This is a genomic window from Micromonospora sp. NPDC049374, assembly GCF_040677165.1.
Taxonomy (GTDB): Bacteria; Actinomycetota; Actinomycetes; order Mycobacteriales; family Micromonosporaceae; genus Micromonospora.
Genome location: NZ_JBFAQH010000002.1, coordinates 22,352 through 44,759, shown reverse-complemented (window position 1 = coordinate 44,759; position 22,408 = coordinate 22,352). Strand labels below are relative to the sequence as shown.

The following is a 22,408-nucleotide window of genomic DNA, read 5'->3' as shown; positions in this document are numbered from 1 at the left end:
TGGTCGGTGCGTCAGATCAGGACTTGAACTCCGCGGTGGCGAACCGCTCGTCGGTGAGCGGGCTCGCCTTGACCCCGGTCACGTCCTTGCCGAACACGATGGCCGGCGGCGAGTGCGAGATCGGCACACCGGGCAGGAAGTTCATGATGTCGGCGTTCAACTCCTTGTAGAGCGCCACCTTGGCCGCCTGGTCCGCAGTGGTGTCGGCCTGCCGGAACTTGTCGAACAGGGCCTTGTTGTTGAAGCCCCACTCGTCCTTCTGCCGGTCGAAGAACGTGCCGATGAAGTTGTAGCCGTCACCGTAATCGCCGGTCCACCCGAGGAAGTGCAGGTCGTGCGCGGTGCCCGAGGTGGTGGCGTTGAGGTAGTCCGGGCTCCACTTCAGCGGGATCGGCTCGATCTTGATGCCGGCCGCCTGGAGGTCCGCCGAGACCAGCTCGAACAGGTCCTTCGGGTTCGGCATGTAGGGCCGGGTGACCTCGGTCGGGTAGTGGAACCGCAGGGTCAGGTCCGACGCGCCGGCCTCGGCCAGCAGCGACTTCGCCTTCTCCACGTCGTACTCGTACTTGGTGACGTCGCCGTTCCAGCCCTCGACCGTGTCGGGGAAGAAGTTCACCGCGACCTGAGCACCCGGGGGCAGCTTCGAGTCGACAAGGGCCTGCCGGTTGACGGCGTGGGCGAGCGCCTGCCGGACCTTCAGGTCCGCCAGCTTCGGGTTCCCCTTCTGGTTGATGGCCAGGTAGAGGATGTTGAAGGCCGGGCGGGTCAGGAGGTTGAAGCCCTCGTCCTTGAGCGGCTGGACGTCGGCCGGGCCGACCAGGTCGTAGCCCTGGATGTCGCCGGAGCGCAGCGCCTGCTTACGGGCGTTCTCGTCCGAGATGGTCTTGAAGATCAGGCTCTTGAGCTTGGCCTTGTCGCCCCAGTAGTCCTCGTTCCGCTCCAGGGTCAGCGTCTTGTTCGCGATGTCCCAGGTCTTGAACTTGAACGGGCCGGTACCGGTGGGGTGCTCGGTGGCGTAGGCCGGGTACTTGATGTCGTCCGCGCTGCCCGAGACGTTGCTGGCGTCGTACTCCTGGAGCGCCTTCGGGCTGTGCATGGAGAAGGACGGCAGCATCAGGGCGGCCGGGATCTTGCTGGAGACCCGGCTGAAGGTCAGGGCGACCGTGGTGGGGTCGGTGGCGGAGCAGGACTTGAAGAGGCTCTCGCCGAGGGTGTCGTCCTCGTTGGCGGCGAAGCCACCCATGACGTCCTGCCAGTACGCGGTCACGTCCGGGCTCTGCATCAGGCCCTTGGCGTTGTACCAGCGGTCGAAGTTGACGCAGACGGCCTCGGCGTTGAAGTCGGTGCCGTCGTGGAACTTCACGCCGGAGCGCAGCTTGAACGTCCACGTGGTGCCCGCGGCGTCCGGCTCCCAGGACTCGGCGAGGCCGGGGCTGACCTTGGTGCCACCCTCCTCCGGGCGGACCAGCGTCTCGAACACCTGGCGGGCCACGCGCAGCGACTCACCGTCGCTGGCGAAGCTGGGGTCGAGCACCTTCGGGTCTCCGGCGACGCCGAAGACCAGGGTGTCCTTGCTACTACCGCCGGAACCTTCACGGTCGCTCTCGGCACAGCCTGCAACCGCGAGGGCCGCGGCCGCCACGGCCGCGATAGCGACCTTCGGCCTGGATGCACGCATGGTGCTTCACCTCGTCCTTAGGGGTACGGACAACGTGGTGACAGGGTCACCGATGGCCGTGACCTTAGCTCCCGTTCGGACCGGCGGGAAATGGCTGTCGAAGCGGTTGGTACCGGATCGTGTCTTAATCGCTGGGACGGCAGCGAAAGGCCAGCACAGACGACCGACAAAGAGACTTTTTGTCCGGTTTGGGTGATGCGGATTTGTTACATCGACTGTCGACCAGCCGGCCCACATGTTAGAAACCACAGTGGACGCGGAACCCCGTCCTCAGACGGCGCGGCGACCCTCGAAGGCCCGACCCAGGGTGATCTCGTCGGCGTACTCCAGGTCGCCGCCGACCGGCAGCCCGCTGGCCAGCCGGGTCACCGCGATCCCCATCGGCTTCACCATCAGCGCGAGGTAGGTCGCGGTCGCCTCGCCCTCGGTGTTCGGGTCGGTGGCCAGGATCAGTTCGCGGATCGCACCACCGCCGAGACGGGTCATCAACTCGCGGATGCGCAGATTGTCCGGCCCGATGCCCTCCAGCGGATTGATCGCCCCGCCGAGCACGTGGTACCGACCCCGGAACTCACCGGTCCGCTCGATCGCCACCACGTCCTTCGGCTCCTCGACCACGCAGATCACCTCGTCGGTGCGGCGCGGGTCGCGGCAGATCCGGCACTGGTCGGACTCGGCGACGTTGTAGCAACTGGTGCAGAACCGCACCAGCTCCTTGACCTTGCGCAGTGCGCCGGCCAGCCGGTTGACATCGGCCGGGTCGGCGGACAGCACGTGGAAGGCGATCCGCTGGGCACTCTTGGGCCCCACGCCCGGCAGCCGCCCCAGCTCGTCGATCAGATCCTGGATGGCGCCCTCGTACATCTGCGGCTCAGAACCCGGGCAGGCCGAGGCCGCCCATCCCGCCCGCGACCGGGCCCATCTTCTGCTCGGTCAGCTCGCGGGCCGCCTCGGTGGCGTTGTGCAGCGCGGCGACGACGAGATCCTCCAGGGTCTCCACGTCGTCCGGGTCGACAGCCTTCGGGTCGATCTTGATGCTCTTGACCTCGCCGGAACCGGCGACGACAGCGGTCACCAGCCCACCGCCGGCAGTGCCGGTCACCTCGGCCTCGGCCAACTCGGCCTGCGCCTTGGCGATCTGCTGCTGCATCTTCTGCGCCTGCTTCAGCATCTGCTGCATGTTCGGCTGTCCACCAGGCCGCACGATGACTCCCTCAACTCGCCTTTGCTGCCGCCGCCCACCCTAACGCCCCCCACCGAACCACCCCCGCACGCCGCACCCCACCCCACCCCCTCCCCACCCATGCCTCCCCCCTCGGCGTCGATCTTGCACTTCCGGTCGCCCAAATGTCAGGTTCGATGACATTTGGGCGGGCAAGAAGTGCAAGATCGACGCCGAGGTTGGGTGGGAGGGGGGTGGGGTGGGGTGGGGTGGGGCTTAGTCGCTTAGTTTTTCTACGCTGCCGAAGGTCTCGCGGAGCAGGCGTACGGCCTGTTCCTCGCTCGACTCGCGGGCGGTCTTCTCGTCGATGATCTCGTCGAGTGGCTCGTCGCCCGGGTCGAAGCCCTCGTAGGTGGGAGTGGCGGCCGGTCGAGCACCGCCGGGACGTTCCGCGCCACCGCGCAGCGGGCCGTCGAAATCCGGGTCGTACGGCGGCTCGCCGGCGAACTCCGCGTCCGCGGTCTGCCGGGTCGCCTTGGCGGTACGCGCGCCCCGCCCGGCCGCTGCCGCCCGAGCCGCCGCGATCGCGCTGCTCACCGGGGCACCACCGGAGCCGCCGTTGCCGTTGGGTGCCGCTGCCTGGCGCGGCGCGGCACTTGACACACGACCGCCCGAGCCGACATTCGTCCGAGCCCCGCCCGACCCGGCAGTTGTCGTCGCTCCGCCCGAGCCGACGGGCATCCGCGCCCCGTCCTGTCCGACGGCCGTTCCGCTTCCACCCGGCCCGCCGCTCGATCCGCTTCCACCCGGTCCGCTTCCACCCGGCCCGGCGCTCGCCCCGCTCGCATCCGGCCCGCTCGCACCCGGCTCGCCACTCGCCCCGCTCGCACTCGGCCTGACGCTCGCCGCCACCCGGCCCGACGCCGCATGCGTCCCCGCGCCGTCGGTACCGGCGACCGGTGAGCCATCACCCGCGCCACGGCTCGACGGGCCCGGCACAATCGGGTCCGCCGAGGTGTGCGAGGCAGCCGCTCGAAGGTCGTCCGACGGGTCCGCCGTCGCATCGGCGGACCCGCTCCCGGGGCGGGCCGCCTCCGGCCAGTCGTCGGCGGCCGAGGCGCTGCCACCTGGGCGGGCTGGCTCGGGCCAGTCGTCGTCGCTGTTCTCAGCCGTGGTGGCGGCCGGGTCACCCGACCGATGAGCGCCGGAGGCACCGCCGGAGCGGCCTCGATCGGCCCGCCCTGCGGGCACTTGCGAACTGGCGGCGACCGGAGCAGGGGCCGGGCCGGGAGCGGCTGGGCTGCGGTGCGGACCAGGCGACGCCCCGCCCCGTTCGCCGGCCACCTCGCAGCGAATCTGCCAGCGTCCGCCCAACTCCTCGTAGAGCGCGTCGGTGAGCACCTGCGCGTGGTCGGACATCATCCGGGCCAGCACCGCCGACTTCACGGTCAGCACGAGAGTGTCCCCGTCGAGGTCACGGACGACCGCGTCGCGCATCAGCGCGGCGATCCGCTTGTTGCTCCGGTTGACCTTGCCGACCACCTCCGGCCAGACCCGGCGCACCGCGACCGCGTCCAGCGCGCCGGGGGTCGTCGCACCGGGGCGAGGAGGCTCCGGGGTCGCCGGATCAGGCATGATCGCCGACGCCGGCACGGGTCGCCGGGACGTGGCGGCACCGTTGGCCGCATCGCTCTGGGTGCCATCCGGTCGCCCCGAACCGCCCCCACCGGGTCCGCCGGCCGGACCAGTGCCGGCCCCGGTCATGCCGGCCCCGTTCCCGGCGGCGCCATGACCCGCGTCGGCCCGACCATCCGCTGCGGTACCGCCCGTCCCCGGACCGGCGGTCGAGGTCGCTCCCGCACGACCGGCGTTCTCGGCACCGCCGTCAGGACCGCCCGGGATCGCGCCGCCACGGCCGGCCTGCTGAGTCGTGCCGTCCGGACCGGCCGACGACACCCCGTCACGACCGGCGGCCTGGGTCGCGCTGTCCGGACCAGCCGACGACCCGTCGCCACGAGCGGAGTACGAACGGCCGCTGCCGCGCTCGGCCGACGAGGTTGCGCTGTCGCGGCCGATCACCGAGGTGGCGCTGTCCCGGCCGGTCGGGGAGGTGGCGGTAGCCGGCGCGGCAGCGTCGGTCCCGGCCCTATTCGCGGCGGCAGCCGCGGGCGCGGCGGGAGGCTGGGTGCGTACCGCCGGGGGGTTGGTGGCGGGCGCGGAGCCGGCGGTGGCCGGCGGCGCGTCGGTGCCGGCGAGGGTGAGCCGGCGCTCCATGCGTTCGAGGCGCTGGAGCAGACCGCCGGTGGCGTCGTCGACGCCCGGCAGCAGCATCCGGGCGCAGATCAGTTCGAGCAGCAGCCGGGGCGCGGTGGTGCCGCGCATCTCGACCAGGCCGTCGTGCACGATGTCGGCGCAGCGGGACAGGGTGCCCGGGCCGAGTTGCTGGGCCTGGGCGGCCATCCGCTCGAGCTGGTCGTCCGGTCCGTCGATGAGGCCCTTGGCCGCCGCGTCGGGTACCTGCTGGAGCACGATCAGGTCGCGGAGACGTTCCAGCAGGTCGGAGGCGAACCGGCGGGGGTCGTGCCCGGCCTCGGCGACCCGGTCGACGGTGGCGTACGCGGCGGCGCCGTCCCCGGCGGCGAGGGCGTCGCACATCTCGTCGATCAGCGCCGCGTCGGTCACCCCGAGCAGCGCGGCGGCCCGGGCGTAGCTGACCCCTTCGGGGCCGGCACCGGCGATGAGCTGGTCGAGTACGGAAAGGCTGTCCCGGGCGCTGCCGCCACCGGCGCGCACCACCAGGGGGAACACCGCCGGTTCGACAGGTACCCCCTCGGCCTGGGTGAGCTGCTCAAGATAGGGCCGGAGCACCTTCGGCGGGATCAGCCGGAACGGGTAGTGGTGGGTCCGCGACTTGATGGTGCCGAGGACCTTCTCCGGCTCGGTGGTGGCGAAGATGAACTTGACGTACTCCGGTGGCTCCTCGACCAGCTTGAGCAGGGCGTTGAAGCCGGCCGACGAGACCATGTGCGCCTCGTCGATGACGTAGATCTTGAAGCGGCTGTTGGCCGGCGCGAAGAACGCCTTCTCCCGCAGCTCGCGGGCGTCGTCCACACCACCGTGGCTGGCCGCGTCGATCTCGATGACGTCGATCGAGCCGGCCCCGTCACCGGCCAGCGAGCGACAGGAGTCGCAGGTGCCGCAGGGCTCCGGGGTCGGGCCGTGCTCGCAGTTGAGCGAGCGGGCCAGGATGCGGGCGCTGGAGGTCTTGCCGCAGCCGCGCGGGCCGGAGAAGAGGTACGCGTGGTTGAGCCGCCCGCTACGCAGCGCCTGCGACAACGGCTCGGTGACGTGCTCCTGCCCGATGACCTCGGCGAAGGTACGCGGCCGGTACTTGCGGTAGAGCGCCAGTGCCACGGCGTCCCGCCTCCTCTCGACCGAGCCATTCTGCGCCGACCTCGTCCGCCTGACCACCCACCCCGCCGGGCCGCCCTGGGTGGCCCGCCCGGGTTGCGGGATGTCGCGCCGCGGCAGGTCGTGGTGCCGGGATGATCCACTCCGGTTGCGGCATCTTGCGGTCTCCACCGGCCGGGAAACCCCCAGATGCCGCAACTGAAGAGCCCAGCGAGCGCCGGAGCACGCAGGGGAGCGCCGGAGACAGAAAGGCCCCCCGTGCACCCGGCAGAGCTCGCTTATCCTTGCTGCCTTCCGGCCCTGGGGAGGTTCACGAGATACCGCCGCACGGGAGGTGCCCCCAGCCTACCCGACCGACGGTGGATCTTCAGGGGGTGGTGGGGTGGGAAGCCCGGCGCGGACCTGTATCCTGGCTCGCGGAGGATTCGCCTAGAGGCCTAGGGCGCACGCTTGGAAAGCGTGTTGGGTTAACACCCTCACGAGTTCGAATCTCGTATCCTCCGCTCATTTGAGCAGGACGAAGGGTCGGCCCCGTCGGGCCGGCCCTTCGTCGTCTCCACACCCCGACCGAGCTCAACCCGGGACGCACCTGTCGATCGATCATGAAGTTGTTGTCGCGCCACGCCGGCACCGACGACAACAAGTTCATGATCGACGCGGCGGTCGGTGGACGGCCGGAGCGGGAGCGCGAGGCGGCCCGCATGAACGGTTGACGGTATATATCGTCAGACGTACTATCGCCTTCATGCAGGAACCCACATTTCTGATCCTCACCGCGCTGGCGGCGCAGCCGTTGCACGGCTACGGCGTCATCCGGGCGGTCGACGAGCTGTCGGCGGGCGAGGTCAAGCTGCGGCCGGGCACCCTCTACGGTGCGCTGGACCGGCTGGCCGAGCAGGGCCTGGTCACCGTCGACCGGGAGGAGGCCGTCGAGGGCCGGCTGCGCCGCTACTACCGGCTCAGCGACGCCGGTGCCGCCGCGTTGCAGGCACAGGTCGAGCGGCTGCGCCGGCACGCCACCGCCGCCGAGATCCAGTTGGGCAGGCGCCTGGGCGATGCGCTGACCTTGGGCGCGGCCAATGCTCGCACCTTCGGCACGGTGACCGGATGACCGCGGCCTGGCCGATCGCCGATGACCGGCTGGAGCGTGGCTACCGCAGGCTGCTGCTCGCCTACCCGCGTCGACACCGGCGGCGGCACGGTACCGAGGTGGTGACCACTCTGCTGGAGATGGCTGAACCGGGCCAGCGCCGCCCCCGGGCCAGTGAGGCTCTCCACCTGATCGTCAGCGGCCTGCGGCTGCGGTTCCGGCTGCCCGCCGGTCGTCCGTTCATGGCGATCGCGGCGCTGCTCACCGCTCTGAACATGGGTGGTTTCGGTGCCGCCGCCGGCTCGTGGCTCGGTGCCCAGACCTTCGCCGACCTGCCCGACGAGGCCGGCATGGTCAGACTCACCCAGCAGGCCGGCGCAGGGGGTGCAGAAAACCGCTTCTACTCGACCTCACCGTGGACCGCCGCGAGGGCCTTCGCGAGCGGACCGGTGGATGGCATCTGGGACGCCGAGCAGATCCGGCAGCGGTTCGTCGCCGATGGCTGGTCGGTTTCCGGCCTTTCCCCGAGCAGCGGCGGGCAGGGCATTTTCCACGATGACGGATCGATCACTTATGTTCCTTTACACGGCGCACGGTTCACCGCCAAGTCGAACGGACTGGTCCTCCATATCGACGGCTCAACCCCCACGGACCCCGATTTCGTCGCGACAAGCCTCGGCCACGTCGACGTCAATGTGCGGCCGGAGCGCACTGCGGCGTTCCTGCCGCTTGTCGTCGTCGGCACCGCCGCCGGGCTGCTCGCCGGTTGGCTGGTCGCGGCGGCCTTCGCGTACCGGATGGCGGCAGCGCCGCCCGGACGCCGCCACGCCGCCGCGCTCTGGGGCGCGGCCCTGGTGGCGCTGGCCCTGCCGGCTGTCGCTCTCTACGGCAACGTCATGCGGGTGTTTCGGGACAGCAGCGTCCACGAGGGATCTCCGCTGACCGTTCACAGTGCCTTCACGCCCGGCGAGTACTACCCGTTCGGGCCGCAGTGGCTGGTGCTCGGGCTCACCGTCGCCGGGCTCGTGGTCGTCGTCGCCGCGATCCTCACCGCCCGTCCGGGCGACCAACCACCACAGCCCAGCGTCGTACCGGGCTGACGCGCGACAACGGGGGCAGGGGCCGCTCCGACCGGGAGCGGCCCCTGGGCATGCGCCGGGCCCGTCCCGATCCGGCACCCGCGACGGTACGCGGACAGCCTCCTAACCTCGCACACGCGCCCAGGACACGAAGCGGTCGAACAGCCCGACCGTCGACGTCGGGTCACCGAGTTCCGCGCTGGCCTGCGCGTACAGCGTCGCGAGGTGCACAAGCAACGCGGCCCGGTCCTCCCGGTACTCGCCGAGCAGCCGGAGCTTTGCCGCGCTGCACGGCCACCTGACGCCGCAGTTCCGGCAACGCCACGTCGGGCGCGACGGCGCGTGTTCCGGGCGACGGCGACTCATCGGCGGACCGCGCCAGCGGAGCGGCCTGACCAGGCGCGAGACGCCGAAGGAGCGCTGGCCGACGCCGGATGCGGCAAGTTGGGCCGCTCGCCCGGCCGGATCAGGCCGGCCGGCATCAGGAACAGCTCGCGGCGCTCGGCAGCGTCGCCTCGGGCGTCGAGCTGGTAGCACTCGATCCAGGTCCACCCGTCGTAGGTGACCCGGTCGGTGCGGTGCCGGATGACCCGGACCGTGATCGGGCGAACGAACTGCGGGGACGCCGCGCTGCTCAGCAGAAAGAGTTCGCCCGGAGTGATCGAGCCAGCGCATACGCATGGGCCGGGTCGGCGGCACGGATGCGGCCCGACGGCATCCCGACCGACCACGCCCCGACCGACGGCATCCCGACCGAGGACGTCGCGGCCGGGGAGGTGCCCAACCCGACGACCATGCGATCGCGGGCTTGCGGTGTGGTGCGGCACTGGTCACCTCGCTCCGTCCGGCGGTCGAGCGGGCCGGCACAGGCCGCCCGGTCCCGCGTCCGCCAGCGGGCTTGAATCGTCTGTGCGCTCAGCTCGACAGCGCGTCGAGTAGTGGATGGGGGCCGCCGTGGTTGCTCGCCCGGCGGCGGCCCCCGATGTCACGACCGCCGGGTCAAGGGGGATGAACCTCCACCGGCCGCGCCATCGATACCCCAACTTGCCGCAGGTAGCGGGACAACTACATGGCGTGTGGGTATGGTCGGCGGATATTCGAGACGTCCGATGGGAGGCGGCCATGAACGACGCGCTGCGGGTGGCGCTGCGGGATACCGGGCACACGATCGAGTCGCTCGCGGAACGCGTCGGCGTCGACCCGAAGACGGTGAGCCGGTGGTTGCTCGAAGATCGGATCCCGCATGCCCGGCACCGGCTCACGGCGGCAGATGCGCTCCAGAAGAATGTCTCGGACATTTGGCCGGACATTTCGAGACGTCGTGCGCTTATCTGGTTCCGCCCCTGGCAGGAGATCGAGCGCGAGGCGACCACGCTGCGCTGGTTCGAGCCAAACGTCCTACCCGGCCTGCTCCAGACCGAGGCGTACGCCCGCGCGGTGCTCACTGGCGGTGGCCTGATCCCCCGCAGCGAGGTGGCGCGGCTTGTCGACCACCGGATGTCCCGCCAGTTGATTCTGCACCGGGAGGAGCCGCCGCTGCTCACCGCCGTGCTGGACGAGGCGGTGCTGCGCCGGCCGGTCGGAGGCCCGACCGTCATGCGCGAGCAGCTGCTGGCGCTCGCCGAGGCGTCCACCCGGCCGCACATCCGGATACATGTGGTGCCGTCCACAGTGGGCGAATACGCTGGACTGAACGGCCCGTTCATCATCGCCACCGCGTCCGATCACCGCCTCGCCGGCTACCTCGACAACCAGTTGCAGGGGCAGGTGGTGAGCGAGCAGGCCGAGATCGCGGCGATACTTGCCGCGTGGGAGAACGTGCGCGGCGAGACACTCTCGCACTGGCAGTCGGTTGACCTGATCAGGGAGGTGGCGCAGTCATGGCAGTGAACGACATCCCGGCACTGGCCGGCGCCCGGTGGCACAAGAGCAGCCGCAGCAGCGGCAACGGCGGCGCCTGCGTCGAGGTCGCCCGGAACCTGCCCGACGTGGTGGGCGTACGCGACTCGAAGGACCCGACCGGCCCGGCGCTGATGTTCAGCCCGGCCGCCTGGCGTGCCTTTGTCGTCACCGTCGACAAGACCTGACCACCGTCGTACACATGTTCTATCCACAGGTTGTGGACGCCGGGTGAGTTACCAGCTCAGTGCGGTCGTCGCGGACGCCGAGCTGCTGCGCGAGGAGACTCGCGAGCTGGATCATGCCGTGCTCGGCGGGCTGCGGCAGGACTTCGCGTTGCTGCCGGTCACCCCGCAGCTCGTGGTGGAGCTGACCGGTGCCCCGCCCGACTACCTCGCCGACGACCCCGACCGGGAGCGCCCGTTCACACTGATCCTCTCCCCCGCGCTGATCGAGGTCCTGGCCCGTTGGTCGCTGCGCGGCCCGCTGGCGTACGTCGAGGCGGAGTTCGCCGGTGGGGCCGGGCACCAGGCCGCGGCGGTCTGGCTCGACGGCGCCCTCGCCTGGGGGCCGCGCTTCGACGCGGCGCTCGACGGGCCGCGCCCGGACTGGCCGATCAACGCGGCGCTGATCGAGCTGGGCGTGGAGCCGGGCCGGTGGATCGACCCCTTCGCTGAGCTGGGGTTACACGTCGAACGGAGCACCGAAGGGTGGCTCGCACACGGGCGGCGAGGGCTCAGCGCCGACTACTGGGACGAATTGGCCGACGAATGGGAAGCTCGGCAATAACCTCGTCGCCCCCGTCACGTTGGGGACTGGGGGATTCTGATGAAATTGCGACAATTCGGCTTCATCGCCGCACTGCTTCTGGCTGCCTCGGCATCGGGCAGCGGAGTCATGCCACCGGACACCATCGCCGTCCGCGAGCCCGTCGCGTCGGTAAGCGTCGTCGATCTCGACGGAGTGGCCGATGTGGACTTCGGCGACTCGGAGAGCGAGCTGACCCGGCGCGGCATTCTGCGTACCGACGTCGACGCCTGCGGCCCGACGCTGGCCGGACACGACGAGATCAGCCCGATCTTCATCGACGATCGGCTGGTGCTGCTCTGGGCCGGCGACCCGGTCCGCACCCCGGAAGGGATCGCGGCCGGCTCACCCGTCGCCGAGGTCCGGGCGAGCTATCCGACGGTACGCGAACTGCAAGCTCCACAGGGGACGTACCGCTTCGACGGCCTGCTCGCCCGCGACGGCGACCGCGCATACCTGTTCCTGCATGACGGCCGGACGGTACAAAAGATCATCGCCGGGTACGCCGACTGGGCCCACCGCCTCTTCGTCGAGGGCCACGCCCCCTGCTGAGCCACGTCCCCTGCGCCACGTCACCACCTGACCGGCAGCTCCGCGGGGCCGAGGATGGCGTGCCCCTGCTTCCACCGCACCTCGTCCGGTGCCACGGCCAGCCGCAGCGTCGGCAGTTCCCGCAGCAGCAGTGCCAACGCGACCCGGACCTCCAGCGCGCCCAGGTGCGCGCCGATGCAGTAGTGCGGGCCGTAACCGAAGGAGAGGTGCGGGTACGGGTCCCGCCCGAAGTCCATCCGCTCCGGGTCAGCGAAAACCCGCGGATCCCGATTCGCGGCGTCATGTGACGGGATCACGATGTCGCCCTCAACCAGCCGCGCACCGCTGGGCAGCGTCACATCCGCCATCACCCGCCGGGGCATCTCGTCTCCGTTGGAGGTCGAGTGCAGCCGCTCCAACTCGGTGACCGCCCCGTCGACCTGCTCCGGATGCTCCAGCAGGTAGTCCCACGCGAAGTCGTGCCCGGCGTACGGGCGGGTGCGCAACAGGTACACGAACGTCGAGAGGGAACTGGCCGTGGTCTCCCATCCGCCGACGATCAACGAGAGGGGAAGTTTGACCTGGACGTCCACCGGCTGGTCCGCCGCCGCCGTGGCGATCCGGGTCATCAGGTCATCGCGTGGACAGCCCCGCCGCCCGTCCAACTGCTGCCACAGATAGCCACCCATCTCCTCGGCGGACCGGGCGGCCTCGGCCCGGGTGAGGTCGGCGGTACCCATGAACATGTCGCCCCAGCGGCGGAACTGCGCCCGGTCCGGCTCGGGCAGGCCGAGCAGATCGGAGATCACGTTCAGGGCGAACGGTACGGCGAAGTCACCCACCAGATCCGCCGAGCCGCCCTTGGCGGCCAGCACCGCGAGCTGAGCCTCGGCAGCCGCGCGCACCGTCTCGCGTAGCCCGGACACGGCGGGCTTGGTGAAGCTGTCCTTCACCGTTCCCCGGACCGCGGCGTGCTCCGCCCCGTCCATGCCGAGCATCGTCCCGGACACATCGACCTGGTCAGCGTGGGCGGCGGCAGCCCGGGAGAACAGATCCTGGCGGCGGAGCACCTCCCGGACGTCGTCGTACCGGCAGATCAGCAGCGCCGGCAGCCACTCCCCGCCAACCTGCCGGACCACCGGCAGGACACCGGATTCCGAGGCGGCGAGCTGCGCGTAGTAGGGGTGCTTGTCCGGGCCGCGCGTCCGGTCGATGCCATCCGCGTCGACGTTCAACGGGTGCCGTACCGAACCATCCTCGACCGCCACCATGCAATTACCATGGCACGACTTCCCAACGAAGGCAATCGATCACTTTGAGTAACCCACGCCCCAGGTATCCCCTCGAGGTCAGAGGCCACCGCGCTGAGCTGCGGCGAGCTCGCGGCCGTACCACTTGGGCCAGACGAAGTCGGTACGCAGCTCAGGCCGCGGTAAGCGGGTGGCGGCGGCGATGCTGGGCCTTCGCGGCATGGTGTTCTGAGGAGGGCTGATGTCGCTGGACGGCTGGCTGGCGTGCACCGAGTGCCGGATGTGCCTCGCCCTGGGCAAGCCGATCCGGCCCGATGGCGACAACATCCGCTACTTCCAGGTGGGATACATGGCGAACTCCGCCCAGTCCGACCTGACCCGAGCGCTCTGGAAATTCCTCGCCGACCACGCCGGCCACCCACTCCGGGTGCTCGTCACAGGCCAGCCTGGCTACGACGACCTTGAACACTTCATCGAGATCGGCGGTGACGCCGCGCCGGACATCCCGTTCGAGGAGTACCTGCAGGATTTTCCGGGCTGACTCCGGGCGGGCCGCAGACCGCCTCCTGAGCACCGGCTGAGACCGATTGCGCAGCGCCCGGCCGGTCCTCGCGGACCTGCCGGGCGTTCTCACGAGCGGCGGCGGCGGAACTTGAACCCTCAGAGGGCGTAGACCCTCACACGTTTGGGGTGCTCGCGGGCCCATCGGGTGTGCAGGCGATGGTTTTCGGCGCCGTGGACTGTCTCGTCACTCCCCGAGATCGATCCGCAGCCGTTGGGCGAGCTCGCGGTGGGCGTATGCGATCGCGTCGATGAACAGGGCCAGCGCCTCGTCCGCCCGGATCGGTTCGGCTAGCCGGATCTCGTAGCACTCCCGATCCGGGTGCTGCGCCCAGACGACGCTGGGTCGGGCTTCGAGTGCGGTGACCATTAGATCCTCGTCGACCACGTCCGGCCCGGTGTCGATGACTGGCTTGATTTCGTCGTCGATGCCCAGTTCCCAGGTCAACCCGTCACCGGTCGAGATCCCCATGTACTCCAGCAACTGCTCCTGCGTCAGCGCCAGCTCCGGACTCCCGGGCTCATGAACGAGGTCGGCGAACCGCTGCGGCGCCCGGGCCAGCGCGGCGGCCACGACGGGCCGACCGGTGAGGGTCGATGGGCGGTAGCCGTCCCAGCTTCCCCCCGAACCGCTCGGCGGAACGCCGGGCACGGAGTATCGCCAACGTCGCCACCATGACACCGCCCTACTGTCGGGAATCCGGACCGCAAGAGCAAGCCTGTCAAGCCCGCGTTCGGGTCTGCTGCACCGATAGGCAGCAGTCGACCAGCCGGTCGAGGTGACGCGCGAGGAGTGAGCAAGGCTCGCACGATCTTTCCTCGGGTAGACGCTCCGGAGCGGCAACCGAGACCACAACTGAGACCACAAGCGGAACGCCCGGCTGATCCTCACGGATCTGCCGGGCGTTCGCGCTGCTCACGAGCGGTGGCGGAGGGATTTGAACCCTCGGAGGGCGTAAACCCTCACACGCTTTCGAGGCGTGCTCCTTAGGCCGCTCGGACACGCCACCGCCGACGAGGGTACAGGACCACAGGTTCCGACGCCGAACCGGTCCCGGCCAGGCCGGCCTGGCAGGATCAACGCCATGAGTACGCACATCGGCGCGAAGCCGGGCGAGATCGCCGAGCGGGTCCTGATGCCGGGCGACCCCCTGCGGGCCAAGTGGATCGCGGAGACCTACCTCGAGGGCGCGAACTGCTACTCGACGGTCCGGGGCATGCTGGGCTTCACCGGCCGCTGGAACGGCGTAGCGGTTTCCGTGCAGGGCTCCGGCATGGGCATGCCCTCGGCTTCGATCTATGCCCACGAGCTGGTCAACGAGTACGGCGTGAAGTCGCTGATCCGGGTCGGCTCGTGCGGCGCGCTCACCGAGGACCTTCAGCTGCGCGACGTGATCGCGGCGATCGGGTCGTCCACCGACTCGAACATGAACCGGATGCGTTTCGACGGGCTGATCGACTACGCCCCGGTCGCCGACTTCGGGCTGCTGCGTACCTCGGTGGAGGTGGCCGAGCGGCGCGGCATCGCGATGCGGGTCGGGCCGATCCTGGCTGCGGACGCCTTCTACACCGACCGGCCGGACCTCTACGACAGTCTCGCGGAGTACGGCGTGCTGGCGGTGGAGATGGAGTCGGCGGCGCTGTACACGATCGCGGCCCGGTTCAAGGCCCGTGCCCTGACCCTGCTGACGGTGAGCGACCACATCAAAACCGGCGAGAAGACCACCTCCCAGGAGCGGGAGCAGACCTTCAGCCAGATGGTCGAGATCGCCCTGGACACCATCACCGCCTGAGCCGAGCGAGCCGACGTCCCGCCACCCCCCGTGCGGTGGCGGGACGCGCCGTTTCGGCTCCGGTGTGACGGCCTCCACTCCATAAATGTATACGACCGGTCGTTCTTATTTAGTAGTCTCGCCGCATGAACGTCGACGGTCGGCTCGCCCGGGGGCAGCGCACCCGCACCGCCGTGCTGGACGCCGCCGTCAGCCTGGCCTCCGCCAACGGTCTCGACGGACTCTCCCTCGGGCATCTCGCCGAGTCGCTCGGGGTCAGCAAATCCGGCCTCTTCGCGCACTGGCGCTCGAAGGAAGAGTTGCAGCTGTCCACCATCGACCGGGCCGTCGCCCAGTGGCAGGAACAGATCATCGGTCCGGCGCTGCGCACCCCCCGGGGCGTACGCCGGATCCACGCGCTGCACGAGGCCCGGATCGACTTCTACGCCGGTCGGGTGCTGCCCGGCGGCTGCTTCTTCGCCACCACGGAATTCGAGTTCAATGCCCGGCCCGGTGCCGTCCGCGACCGCCTCGCCGAGGTCTTCGCCGCCTGGACGAGTTTCCTGGAACGGCTCGTCACCGAGGCGGTCGAGCTGGGCGAGTTGCCCGCCGGCACGGATGTCGCGCTGCTGGCGTACGAGATCGACGCGTACGGCATCGCCGCCGCCATGCGCTCCCGCCTGCTCGACCCGGAGGTCACCTACCGGCACGCCCGCCTGGGCGTGCTGGGGCGCCTGCGGGCGCTCTGCCCCGATCCCGCTCTGCTACCGGAAGGCCCGTCATGAGTCACGCAGTCGCCGAACAGCCCGCCGTCGAGTACGGCCACGTCGAGCACACAATGGTTCACTTCGACGATCTCGACGCCCTCGGCATCCTGCACAACGCCCGGTACGCGCTGCTGCTGGAACGGGCGCTCACCGCGTACTGGTCCGACCGTGGCGTCGCCTACCAGGCCGGACGGGCCAGCACGCCCGACGTGTTCCACGCCGTACGCGAGTTCACCATCAGCTACGTAGCGCCCGTCACCGGCACCGGCCCGATCGCCGTGCACTTCTGGCTGGAGCAACTCGGCACCAGCAGCGCCCGGTACGCCTTCCGCTTCCACTCGCTGGACGGCACCACGACGTACGCGGAAGGACACCGCGCGGTCGTCCGGCTCGACCCGGCGACCCTGCGGCCGGCCCCCTGGACCGACACCGCCCGGGCGGTCGCCACCACCCTGCTGCGCTCCTGACCCCTCGACGTCAGCGGAAGAAGGCGCGCAGAACGGCGGCGTTCTCGGCTTCCAGGATGCCGCCGTACACCTCGGGTCGGTGGTTGAGCCGGCGGTCGCGCAGCACATCCCAGAGCGAACCGGCGGCGCCCGTCTTGGGTTCCCAGGCACCGAAGACCACTGTCGAGACCCGGGCCAGCACCAGCGCCCCGGCGCACATCGTGCAGGGTTCGAGGGTCACCACCAGGGTGCAGCCGTCCAGCCGCCAGCGGCCCAGCCGCTGGGCCGCTCGGCGTAGCGCGAGCACCTCGGCGTGCGCGGTCGGGTCGCCGGTCAGCTCGCGTTCGTTGCGACCGATCGCCAGCTCACTGCCGTCCGGCCCGTAGAGCACCGCGCCCACCGGCACGTCGCCGGACTGGCCGGGCTCACCCCTGACGGCGTCACCGCCCGCCGAGCCGGCCACACCACCGCCCGGGCCGGAACCGGCCACACCGCCGCCCGGGGCCGAACCGGCACCGCCTTCCGGGGACGCAACACCCCCGGTCACCGCGACTTCGAGGGCGCGGCGCATCCAGAGTTCGTGCCGCTGTCGCCGGCCGGCGCCGGTCGGGTCGGCCAAGCCCTCGTCCGCCCCCGGCCCGCGCCGGTCGACCGAACCGGGCGTGGGTTGCCCCGGCCGGACCGTCTCCAGCGCCGGATCGGTCACGTCGTAGGGCTCAGACCTCACGCAGTTCCTCGACGTCGTCGACGCAGCCGAGCACCTGGCAGATCTCGGCGGTGACGTCGGCCGGCATCATCCCCTCGTGGGCGCAGAGGGCGAGCAGCCGTTGCGCGGGGATGCCCAGGTCGGTCAGGAGATCCGCCTCGCCCACCGGGTCCGCCTCCGGATCGACGGCCGGCTGGTCGCCGTCTTCGCCGTCGCCGGTCGTGGTCGGACGCGCCTCCTCGGTGTCGTCGAGCCCGGTGACCGACGTCTTCAGGTCACCGACCAGCAGGGCACCCAGCCGGGACTCCTCCGCGTACGCCGAGTCGGAGCCGAAGACCCGCAGGTCCTCGCCCTCGTCGAGGCGCAGGATGACCAGGTAGGTGTCGTCCGCCTCAACGAACAGCAGCGACAGGTCCGCGTCCGGGCCGACATCGCGGAGCCGCTCGGCGACCTCGTCGACGTCGGCGGCACCCCGCAGACTCAGCTCGGCGGCTGTCCAGCCGCCCTTCTCGCGCACGACGGCCGCAGCGAAGTACGACACGTTTCCCCCAAGTTGCCTCGGCACAGCACTCGCCGATCCGTTACGCGTGCACGTTAGCCGGTCGGGTCGGCAGGCGACCGGTCAACGCCCCGAAGGGCCGGTCATTCCTGAGGAAGGATCTCTCTCAGCCGGCGAGGCGTCGGCGAGTGGCGATCAGCTGGCGGAGCTGTGCGGTGCGGGCGCGCTGTGGCCGTTCGCGTTCCCGTACCGCGCGCGCGTCCGCCAACTGCGCCAGAAGCTGAAGGCGTCGGCGACTGCGATCGGGGTCCAGCCGCGGAGTGGTCCAGGCCATACCGGGAGAGTGCCGAGTTACGGCCATCCAGTCAAGACGGGTTTCGGTGTCTGCCCGACGACGCACCGCAGTCGCCGCCGACGTGGCTCACCAGAGCGGCCAGTCACCGCTGGTCGTCCAGCGGGTGAGGACCGCAGCAGTGGCGATGCTCCACCCTCCGGCGGTGACGATCGCGATGCCGGCCGCCACTCCCCGGTCGCCGTACCTGACCAACGTCAGGGCCGCGAGCCAGGCCAGCGCACCGGCGAGCAGCGTCCACCAGACGTACCCGACGAGGCTGCCACCGAGCAGGCCGAAGATGACCAGCCAGGCGAGGGTTCCGACCGCCCCCGCCGCGACACCGGCACCGCCGACCGGGTTCGGCTCACGGTAGGTGGGGCGCGGTGGCCGCCCGGAGGGAAAGAGGCCCGACGGGTTGTACGGCAACACCGGTACCCACTCCTCCACACGCACGGACGCTGTGCTCACCACCGTATCGAGTCTGCCAGGATGGCCGGATGGTTCCGCTGACGATCGGACGCCGGCGCGCGTACGCCCTGTTGTTGCTCGTGCCGGTGCTCGCGGCGAGCGGCTGCGGTACGCCCGGCGCGCCGACGGACGCCGGCCCGACCGCCGTGACCAGCCCGACGGCCGCGGACAACCCGACGGCCGTGACCAGCCCGACGGCCGCGGACAACCCGACCGCTGCGGCCACCACCGGCGAACCCACCGCGACCAGCGCGGCGCCCGATCTCACGGACCAGCCGGCGGCGACACCGCGCAAGGGCCTGCCGCACGTCTTTCCGGTACGCGCCAGGAAGGTGTCGTACCACCCGACCCACTCGGCGTACCCGGGGACGGACATCTTCGCCGACTGCGGTGAGCCGGTCGTCGCGGTCACCGACGGCACGATCGGTGAGGTCAGCCGACGTGACCGGTACAGGAAGAGTGGTCCGCAGGGGCCGTACAACGGCGGCCTGTCCGTGTCGGTCATCGGTGACGACGGGGTGCGCTACTACGGCTCGCACCTGACCGAGATCGCCGAGGACATCGAGGCGGGGGTGCGGGTACACGCCGGTCAACGGCTCGGCACCGTGGGCCGGACGGGCAACGCGAACAACGTCTGCCATCTGCACTTCGGCATCTCTCCGCCGTGCCTGGGTGAGGACGGCTGGTGGATCCGCCGGGGTGTGGTCTGGCCCGCTCCGTACCTCGACTCGTGGCGCAAGGGCGGCAACCGGGAGCCGGCGGCCAAGGTGGCCGCGTGGCATCGCGAGCACGGCTGCCCGAGGAAACCGCCCGCGCGCTGATAGGTGTCATCCGCGTTTCATCAGTCCGAAACATTGACGCAGGTCTCGCCGGTGAACTACCGTCCGGCATAGCAAGAGAGCGCTCTCTCAGGTAACTAAATTCACAATACCGACGAAGCGTGCGCCGACCGGCGCGGCCGGGCCGGCACGCGTTGGAGGAAAGATGAGACCTCCCGTCCCACGCCGCTCCCACCACCGGATCCTGGCCGCCACCGCCGCCGCGACCCTCGTCCTCGGCGGGCTGGCCGTCATCGCCGGCTCCGCAGCACAGGCCGCGCCGGTCGGCGCCGGCAGCTACACCACTACTCCCGTCGGCCCGCTCCCCGGCGGCTGCGGAAACCTGACCACCAACCCCCGGCAGTTCGCCACCAACGCCGCCCCACCGGGGCCGGTACCCACGAACGACTGGTGGTCGTCGCTGCTGTGGAAGCGCCTGAACTGCGCCTTCAGTGAGCCGTTGCACGCGCATCCGGTGTCCTACCAACCCGTCACCGACGGGCTCGGCCTCTCCGCCACCTCGACCCCCGCCATCTCCGGCACCGCCACCGGGGTGGGCGAGTTCAAGTACCCCTACGTCGAGGACATCCGGGTCGGTGTGGCCGGGCTGTCCGCCCCCAACGTGCTGGTGGACGACTGGACGGACTGGACGGTCACCCCGTACTGGAGCGACGGTGCGCGGACGATGCGCGCCACCGTCGGCCACGGGCTGCCGCTGGCGTACTTCCGCACCAGCGGCGGCGACGCGGTGATCAACGCGACCGGCGGTAGCCCCACGGTCTGGTCCAACAACGGAAGCAGCATCGGCTTCACCGTCCGTGGCCACGACTACGTGGCGTACGCGCCGAGCGGCGCGACCTGGACCGTCAGCGGCAGCCGGATCAGCTCCAGTCTCGCCGGACGGGGCTACTTCAGCGTGGCGCTGCTCCCGGCCACCGGCGGCGGCACCGCCCGCACCCAGCTCGCCGGCACCTACGGTCAGTACGCGCACGCCCACGTCACCGGCACCCGGGTCAGCTACACCTACAACGCGTCGACCAGCCGGGTGGAGACCCAGTACACCTTCACCACCACGCCCCGCGAGGGCACCGAAACCCGGACCGTGGTCAGCCTCTACCCGCACCAGTGGCGAGCGCTGTCCGGTGCCACCCCGATCACGCCGACCTACCCGTCCGCACGGGGACGGATGAAGGTGGTCACCGGCGTCGGCGAGTTCCGAACCTCGATGCGGTTCAACGGCGTACTGCCGGAGCTGCCCGCCGTCGCCACCGGGGCCGGCGTCGACCTGACCACACTGCGGCAGCACCTGGCCGCGGTGCGGAGCAACCCGATGGACCAGCGCGGTGGCGACACCTACTGGACCGGCAAGGGGCTCGGCCGGGCGGCCCGCATCGCCGAGATGGCCGACCTGGTCGGCGACACCGAGACCCGCACCTCGGCACTGAACGCCATCCGCTCCACCCTCAACGACTGGCTCACCGCCTCGTCCGGGGAGACCGAGCGCCTGTTCTACTACGACCAGCGGTGGGGCACGCTTATCGGCTACCCGGCGTCGTACGGCTCCGACCAGGAACTCAACGACCACCACTTCCACTACGGCTACTACATCGCCGCCGCCGCGACGCTTGCCAAGTTCGACCCGGCCTGGGCCCGGGACGACCAGTACGGCGGCATGATCGACCTGCTCATCCGGGACGCCAACAACTACGACCGGTCGGACACCCGCTTCCCGTACCTACGCGACTTCGACATCTACGCCGGACACGACTGGGCCTCCGGGCACGGCGCGTTCGCCAGCGGCAACAACCAGGAGTCGTCGTCGGAGGGGATGAACTTCGCCAACGCCCTCATCCAGTGGGGGCAGGCCACCGGTGACACCGCGGTACGCGACGCCGGCATCTACCTGTACACCACCCAGGCCGCCGCGATCCACGAGTACTGGTTCGACGTCACCGGCGAGAACTTCCCCACCGAGTTCGGGCACTCCAACGTGGGCATGGTCTGGGGCGACGGCGGCGCGTACGCCACCTGGTTCAGCGCGGAGCCCGAGATGATCCAGGGCATCAACCTGCTGCCGATCACCGGTGGGCACCTCTACCTGGGCCAGCACCCGGACTACAACTCGGTGAAGTACGCCGAACTGGTCCGCAACAACGGCGGCGAGCCGACCGTGTGGCAGGACATCCACTGGCAGTTCCTCGCCCTCGGTGACGCCGACGCGGCCCTGGCCAAGCTGCGGGCCAATCCGGGCTACACCCCGGAGGAGGGCGAGAGCCGGGCGCACACCTTCCACTGGGTCCGTAACCTGGCCGCCCTCGGCCGGGTCGACACCGGGATCACCGCCGACCACCCGCTGGCCGCGGTGTTCAACCGCAACGGCGCCCGGACGTACGTGGCCAGCAACATCTCCGGCTCACCGCTTACCGTACGGTTCTCCGACGGCACGCAGCTGACCGTGGCGGCCGGACGCACCACCACCAGTGGGGCGCACACCTGGAGCGGGGGCAGCGCCGGTGGGGGTACGCCCCCGAGCCCGACGCCGACGCCAACGCCGACGTCCACGCCGACGCCCACTCCCACGCCGACGCCGACCGACCCGCCGTCCAGCTCACCTGTGCGCTACCTGCTGTCCGGGGGCGGTCTGGGTGCCTCCGGCACCGCCGGCACCACCACCGTGACCAGCGCCGGTGGCGCGAACCACGACGGCACGCCGCGTAACCCGGTGGTCTTCACCGCGACCGGGCTCAACCTCAACCACAACGGCGGGCAGACCGCGTTCGACCTCTTCCTGGACGCCGGCACGGCGGTCGGCAACGGGGTGCAGGCCCGGGTTTCGTACGACCTGACCGGTGACGGCAGCTGGGAGCGGGTGGAGACGTACCGCTACTTCGCCACCGACCCGGTGCCGGGCTGGGAGCACTACACCCAGGCCGCCGGGCTGCACTCCAGCAGCGGCTCCCTCGGCAACCTGCGTGGCGGCACCGTCCGGGTGGAGGTGTGGTCCGCCATCGGCAACAACCCCTCCACGATCGGTGTCGGTGACCGCTCCCTAGTGCGACTGCCGTACGCCTGATCCGGCAACCCTGATCCGCCCCGCGCCGCCGGTCGTACCCCGACCGGCGGCGCGGAC

At 70.6% G+C, this 22,408-nt stretch carries 23 protein-coding genes, 2 tRNA genes and 1 other RNA gene; 13 read left to right on the top strand and 13 right to left on the bottom strand.

Annotated features, from left to right (window positions below):
* Window positions 1–16 precede the first annotated feature (16 nt).
* The 5 genes from AB0J93_RS03575 to ffs form a co-directional block, all read right to left on the bottom strand.
* A complete protein-coding gene (locus AB0J93_RS03575) occupies window positions 17–1,678 on the bottom strand; it encodes an ABC transporter substrate-binding protein (RefSeq protein ID WP_363917798.1) in 1,662 nt (553 codons plus the stop codon).
* Between the two features lie 270 nt (window positions 1,679–1,948).
* Window positions 1,949–2,542, bottom strand: a complete 594-nt coding sequence (recR, locus tag AB0J93_RS03570; protein WP_363917796.1) for a recombination mediator RecR — start codon at window positions 2,540–2,542, stop codon at window positions 1,949–1,951.
* 7 nt (window positions 2,543–2,549) lie between these two features.
* A complete protein-coding gene (locus tag AB0J93_RS03565) occupies window positions 2,550–2,858 on the bottom strand; it encodes a YbaB/EbfC family nucleoid-associated protein (RefSeq protein ID WP_239093270.1) in 309 nt (102 codons plus the stop codon).
* 258 nt (window positions 2,859–3,116) lie between these two features.
* Window positions 3,117–6,254, bottom strand: a complete 3,138-nt coding sequence (locus AB0J93_RS03560) for a DNA polymerase III subunit gamma and tau (RefSeq protein ID WP_363917794.1) — start codon at window positions 6,252–6,254, stop codon at window positions 3,117–3,119.
* 244 nt (window positions 6,255–6,498) lie between these two features.
* Window positions 6,499–6,588, bottom strand: an RNA gene (ffs, locus tag AB0J93_RS03555) — signal recognition particle sRNA small type.
* Window positions 6,589–6,669: 81 nt separating this feature from the next.
* Here ffs and AB0J93_RS03550 point away from each other — a divergent pair.
* The 3 genes from AB0J93_RS03550 to AB0J93_RS03540 all read left to right on the top strand — a co-directional run bounded on the left by AB0J93_RS03550 (window position 6,670) and on the right by AB0J93_RS03540 (window position 8,441).
* Window positions 6,670–6,754 (top strand) — tRNA-Ser (locus AB0J93_RS03550).
* Between the two features lie 242 nt (window positions 6,755–6,996).
* On the top strand, window positions 6,997–7,362 hold the full coding sequence (locus AB0J93_RS03545) for a PadR family transcriptional regulator (RefSeq protein ID WP_363917792.1): 366 nt from the start codon (window positions 6,997–6,999) through the stop codon (window positions 7,360–7,362).
* Window positions 7,359–8,441 carry a hypothetical protein gene (locus AB0J93_RS03540; RefSeq protein WP_363917790.1) on the top strand — a complete coding sequence of 361 codons (1,083 nt, stop codon included), beginning with the start codon at window positions 7,359–7,361 and terminating at the stop codon, window positions 8,439–8,441. Before AB0J93_RS03545 ends, AB0J93_RS03540 begins: the two co-directional genes overlap by 4 nt.
* Window positions 8,442–8,543: 102 nt before the next feature.
* Here the strand turns inward: AB0J93_RS03540 and AB0J93_RS03535 are convergent, their stop codons facing one another.
* A complete protein-coding gene (locus AB0J93_RS03535; protein WP_363917788.1) occupies window positions 8,544–8,786 on the bottom strand; it encodes a flavin reductase in 243 nt (80 codons plus the stop codon).
* A gap of 756 nt (window positions 8,787–9,542) precedes the next feature.
* Here AB0J93_RS03535 and AB0J93_RS03530 point away from each other — a divergent pair.
* Genes AB0J93_RS03530 through AB0J93_RS03515 form a run of 4 tightly spaced genes read left to right on the top strand, consistent with a single transcriptional unit; the run spans window position 9,543 to window position 11,678 of the window.
* Window positions 9,543–10,310: a helix-turn-helix transcriptional regulator gene (locus tag AB0J93_RS03530; RefSeq protein WP_363917786.1), complete on the top strand. Its 768-nt coding sequence runs from the start codon at window positions 9,543–9,545 to the stop codon at window positions 10,308–10,310.
* Window positions 10,301–10,507 carry a DUF397 domain-containing protein gene (locus tag AB0J93_RS03525; protein ID WP_363917784.1) on the top strand — a complete coding sequence of 69 codons (207 nt, stop codon included), beginning with the start codon at window positions 10,301–10,303 and terminating at the stop codon, window positions 10,505–10,507. Before AB0J93_RS03530 ends, AB0J93_RS03525 begins: the two co-directional genes overlap by 10 nt.
* 43 nt (window positions 10,508–10,550) lie before the next feature.
* Window positions 10,551–11,108, top strand: coding sequence for a hypothetical protein (locus AB0J93_RS03520; RefSeq protein ID WP_363917782.1), 558 nt, complete (start codon window positions 10,551–10,553; stop codon window positions 11,106–11,108).
* 39 nt (window positions 11,109–11,147) lie between these two features.
* Complete coding sequence (locus AB0J93_RS03515) at window positions 11,148–11,678, top strand: hypothetical protein (RefSeq protein WP_363917780.1); 531 nt, start codon at window positions 11,148–11,150, stop codon at window positions 11,676–11,678.
* Between the two features lie 20 nt (window positions 11,679–11,698).
* Here the strand turns inward: AB0J93_RS03515 and AB0J93_RS03510 are convergent, their stop codons facing one another.
* Window positions 11,699–12,928, bottom strand: a complete 1,230-nt coding sequence (locus AB0J93_RS03510; protein ID WP_363917778.1) for a cytochrome P450 — start codon at window positions 12,926–12,928, stop codon at window positions 11,699–11,701.
* 220 nt (window positions 12,929–13,148) lie between these two features.
* Here AB0J93_RS03510 and AB0J93_RS03505 point away from each other — a divergent pair, with 220 nt between their 5' ends.
* Window positions 13,149–13,448, top strand: coding sequence for a hypothetical protein (locus AB0J93_RS03505; RefSeq protein ID WP_281565115.1), 300 nt, complete (start codon window positions 13,149–13,151; stop codon window positions 13,446–13,448).
* Between the two features lie 207 nt (window positions 13,449–13,655).
* On the opposite strand, the gene AB0J93_RS03500 is transcribed toward AB0J93_RS03505, so the two are convergent.
* Window positions 13,656–14,120, bottom strand: a complete 465-nt coding sequence (locus tag AB0J93_RS03500; RefSeq protein WP_363917776.1) for a hypothetical protein — start codon at window positions 14,118–14,120, stop codon at window positions 13,656–13,658.
* Window positions 14,121–14,391: 271 nt separating this feature from the next.
* Window positions 14,392–14,478, bottom strand: a tRNA-Ser gene (locus AB0J93_RS03495).
* A gap of 75 nt (window positions 14,479–14,553) precedes the next feature.
* Here AB0J93_RS03495 and deoD point away from each other — a divergent pair.
* From deoD to AB0J93_RS03480, 3 genes are all read left to right on the top strand, one after another.
* Window positions 14,554–15,261: a purine-nucleoside phosphorylase gene (deoD, locus tag AB0J93_RS03490; protein ID WP_363917774.1), complete on the top strand. Its 708-nt coding sequence runs from the start codon at window positions 14,554–14,556 to the stop codon at window positions 15,259–15,261.
* A gap of 125 nt (window positions 15,262–15,386) precedes the next feature.
* Entirely contained in the window at window positions 15,387–16,025 is a 639-nt protein-coding gene (locus AB0J93_RS03485) for a TetR/AcrR family transcriptional regulator (RefSeq protein ID WP_363917772.1), read from the top strand.
* Window positions 16,022–16,474 carry a thioesterase family protein gene (locus tag AB0J93_RS03480; RefSeq protein ID WP_363917770.1) on the top strand — a complete coding sequence of 151 codons (453 nt, stop codon included), beginning with the start codon at window positions 16,022–16,024 and terminating at the stop codon, window positions 16,472–16,474. Before AB0J93_RS03485 ends, AB0J93_RS03480 begins: the two co-directional genes overlap by 4 nt.
* 10 nt (window positions 16,475–16,484) lie before the next feature.
* Here AB0J93_RS03480 and AB0J93_RS03475 read toward each other — a convergent pair whose 3' ends face one another.
* The 4 genes from AB0J93_RS03475 to AB0J93_RS03460 all read right to left on the bottom strand — a co-directional run bounded on the left by AB0J93_RS03475 (window position 16,485) and on the right by AB0J93_RS03460 (window position 18,460).
* Window positions 16,485–17,024 (bottom strand): nucleoside deaminase, encoded by a 540-nt coding sequence (locus AB0J93_RS03475; RefSeq protein WP_363918523.1) that lies wholly within the window; start codon window positions 17,022–17,024, stop codon window positions 16,485–16,487.
* Between the two features lie 145 nt (window positions 17,025–17,169).
* Window positions 17,170–17,700, bottom strand: coding sequence for a tRNA adenosine deaminase-associated protein (locus AB0J93_RS03470; protein WP_363917768.1), 531 nt, complete (start codon window positions 17,698–17,700; stop codon window positions 17,170–17,172).
* 124 nt (window positions 17,701–17,824) lie between these two features.
* Entirely contained in the window at window positions 17,825–17,992 is a 168-nt protein-coding gene (locus AB0J93_RS03465; RefSeq protein ID WP_170863604.1) for a hypothetical protein, read from the bottom strand.
* Between the two features lie 87 nt (window positions 17,993–18,079).
* Window positions 18,080–18,460, bottom strand: a complete 381-nt coding sequence (locus AB0J93_RS03460; RefSeq protein ID WP_363917766.1) for a hypothetical protein — start codon at window positions 18,458–18,460, stop codon at window positions 18,080–18,082.
* Window positions 18,461–18,489: 29 nt separating this feature from the next.
* Between AB0J93_RS03460 and AB0J93_RS03455 the strand changes: the two genes are divergently transcribed.
* Together AB0J93_RS03455 and AB0J93_RS03450 are read left to right on the top strand one after the other, a co-directional pair.
* Complete coding sequence (locus tag AB0J93_RS03455) at window positions 18,490–19,281, top strand: peptidoglycan DD-metalloendopeptidase family protein (RefSeq protein WP_363917764.1); 792 nt, start codon at window positions 18,490–18,492, stop codon at window positions 19,279–19,281.
* A gap of 163 nt (window positions 19,282–19,444) precedes the next feature.
* Window positions 19,445–22,351 (top strand): glycosyl hydrolase, encoded by a 2,907-nt coding sequence (locus AB0J93_RS03450; protein ID WP_363917762.1) that lies wholly within the window; start codon window positions 19,445–19,447, stop codon window positions 22,349–22,351.
* Window positions 22,352–22,408 lie beyond the last annotated feature (57 nt).

Bases quoted from the DNA above. Each gene is read 5' to 3' on its own strand.
- AB0J93_RS03575 (WP_363917798.1), bottom strand. From the start codon at position 1,678: ATGCGTGCATCCAGGCCGAAGGTCGCTATCGCGGCCGTGGCGGCCGCG.
- recR (WP_363917796.1), bottom strand. From the start codon at position 2,542: ATGTACGAGGGCGCCATCCAGGATCTGATCGACGAGCTGGGGCGGCTG.
- AB0J93_RS03565 (WP_239093270.1), bottom strand. From the start codon at position 2,858: ATGCAGCAGATGCTGAAGCAGGCGCAGAAGATGCAGCAGCAGATCGCC.
- AB0J93_RS03545 (WP_363917792.1), top strand. From the start codon at position 6,997: ATGCAGGAACCCACATTTCTGATCCTCACCGCGCTGGCGGCGCAGCCG.
- AB0J93_RS03540 (WP_363917790.1), top strand. From the start codon at position 7,359: ATGACCGCGGCCTGGCCGATCGCCGATGACCGGCTGGAGCGTGGCTAC.
- AB0J93_RS03535 (WP_363917788.1), bottom strand. From the start codon at position 8,786: ATGAGTCGCCGTCGCCCGGAACACGCGCCGTCGCGCCCGACGTGGCGT.
- AB0J93_RS03530 (WP_363917786.1), top strand. From the start codon at position 9,543: ATGAACGACGCGCTGCGGGTGGCGCTGCGGGATACCGGGCACACGATC.
- AB0J93_RS03525 (WP_363917784.1), top strand. From the start codon at position 10,301: ATGGCAGTGAACGACATCCCGGCACTGGCCGGCGCCCGGTGGCACAAG.
- AB0J93_RS03515 (WP_363917780.1), top strand. From the start codon at position 11,148: ATGAAATTGCGACAATTCGGCTTCATCGCCGCACTGCTTCTGGCTGCC.
- AB0J93_RS03510 (WP_363917778.1), bottom strand. From the start codon at position 12,928: ATGGTGGCGGTCGAGGATGGTTCGGTACGGCACCCGTTGAACGTCGAC.
- AB0J93_RS03505 (WP_281565115.1), top strand. From the start codon at position 13,149: ATGTCGCTGGACGGCTGGCTGGCGTGCACCGAGTGCCGGATGTGCCTC.
- deoD (WP_363917774.1), top strand. From the start codon at position 14,554: ATGAGTACGCACATCGGCGCGAAGCCGGGCGAGATCGCCGAGCGGGTC.
- AB0J93_RS03485 (WP_363917772.1), top strand. From the start codon at position 15,387: ATGAACGTCGACGGTCGGCTCGCCCGGGGGCAGCGCACCCGCACCGCC.
- AB0J93_RS03480 (WP_363917770.1), top strand. From the start codon at position 16,022: ATGAGTCACGCAGTCGCCGAACAGCCCGCCGTCGAGTACGGCCACGTC.
- AB0J93_RS03475 (WP_363918523.1), bottom strand. From the start codon at position 17,024: ATGCGCCGCGCCCTCGAAGTCGCGGTGACCGGGGGTGTTGCGTCCCCG.
- AB0J93_RS03465 (WP_170863604.1), bottom strand. From the start codon at position 17,992: ATGGCCTGGACCACTCCGCGGCTGGACCCCGATCGCAGTCGCCGACGC.
- AB0J93_RS03455 (WP_363917764.1), top strand. From the start codon at position 18,490: ATGGTTCCGCTGACGATCGGACGCCGGCGCGCGTACGCCCTGTTGTTG.
- AB0J93_RS03450 (WP_363917762.1), top strand. From the start codon at position 19,445: ATGAGACCTCCCGTCCCACGCCGCTCCCACCACCGGATCCTGGCCGCC.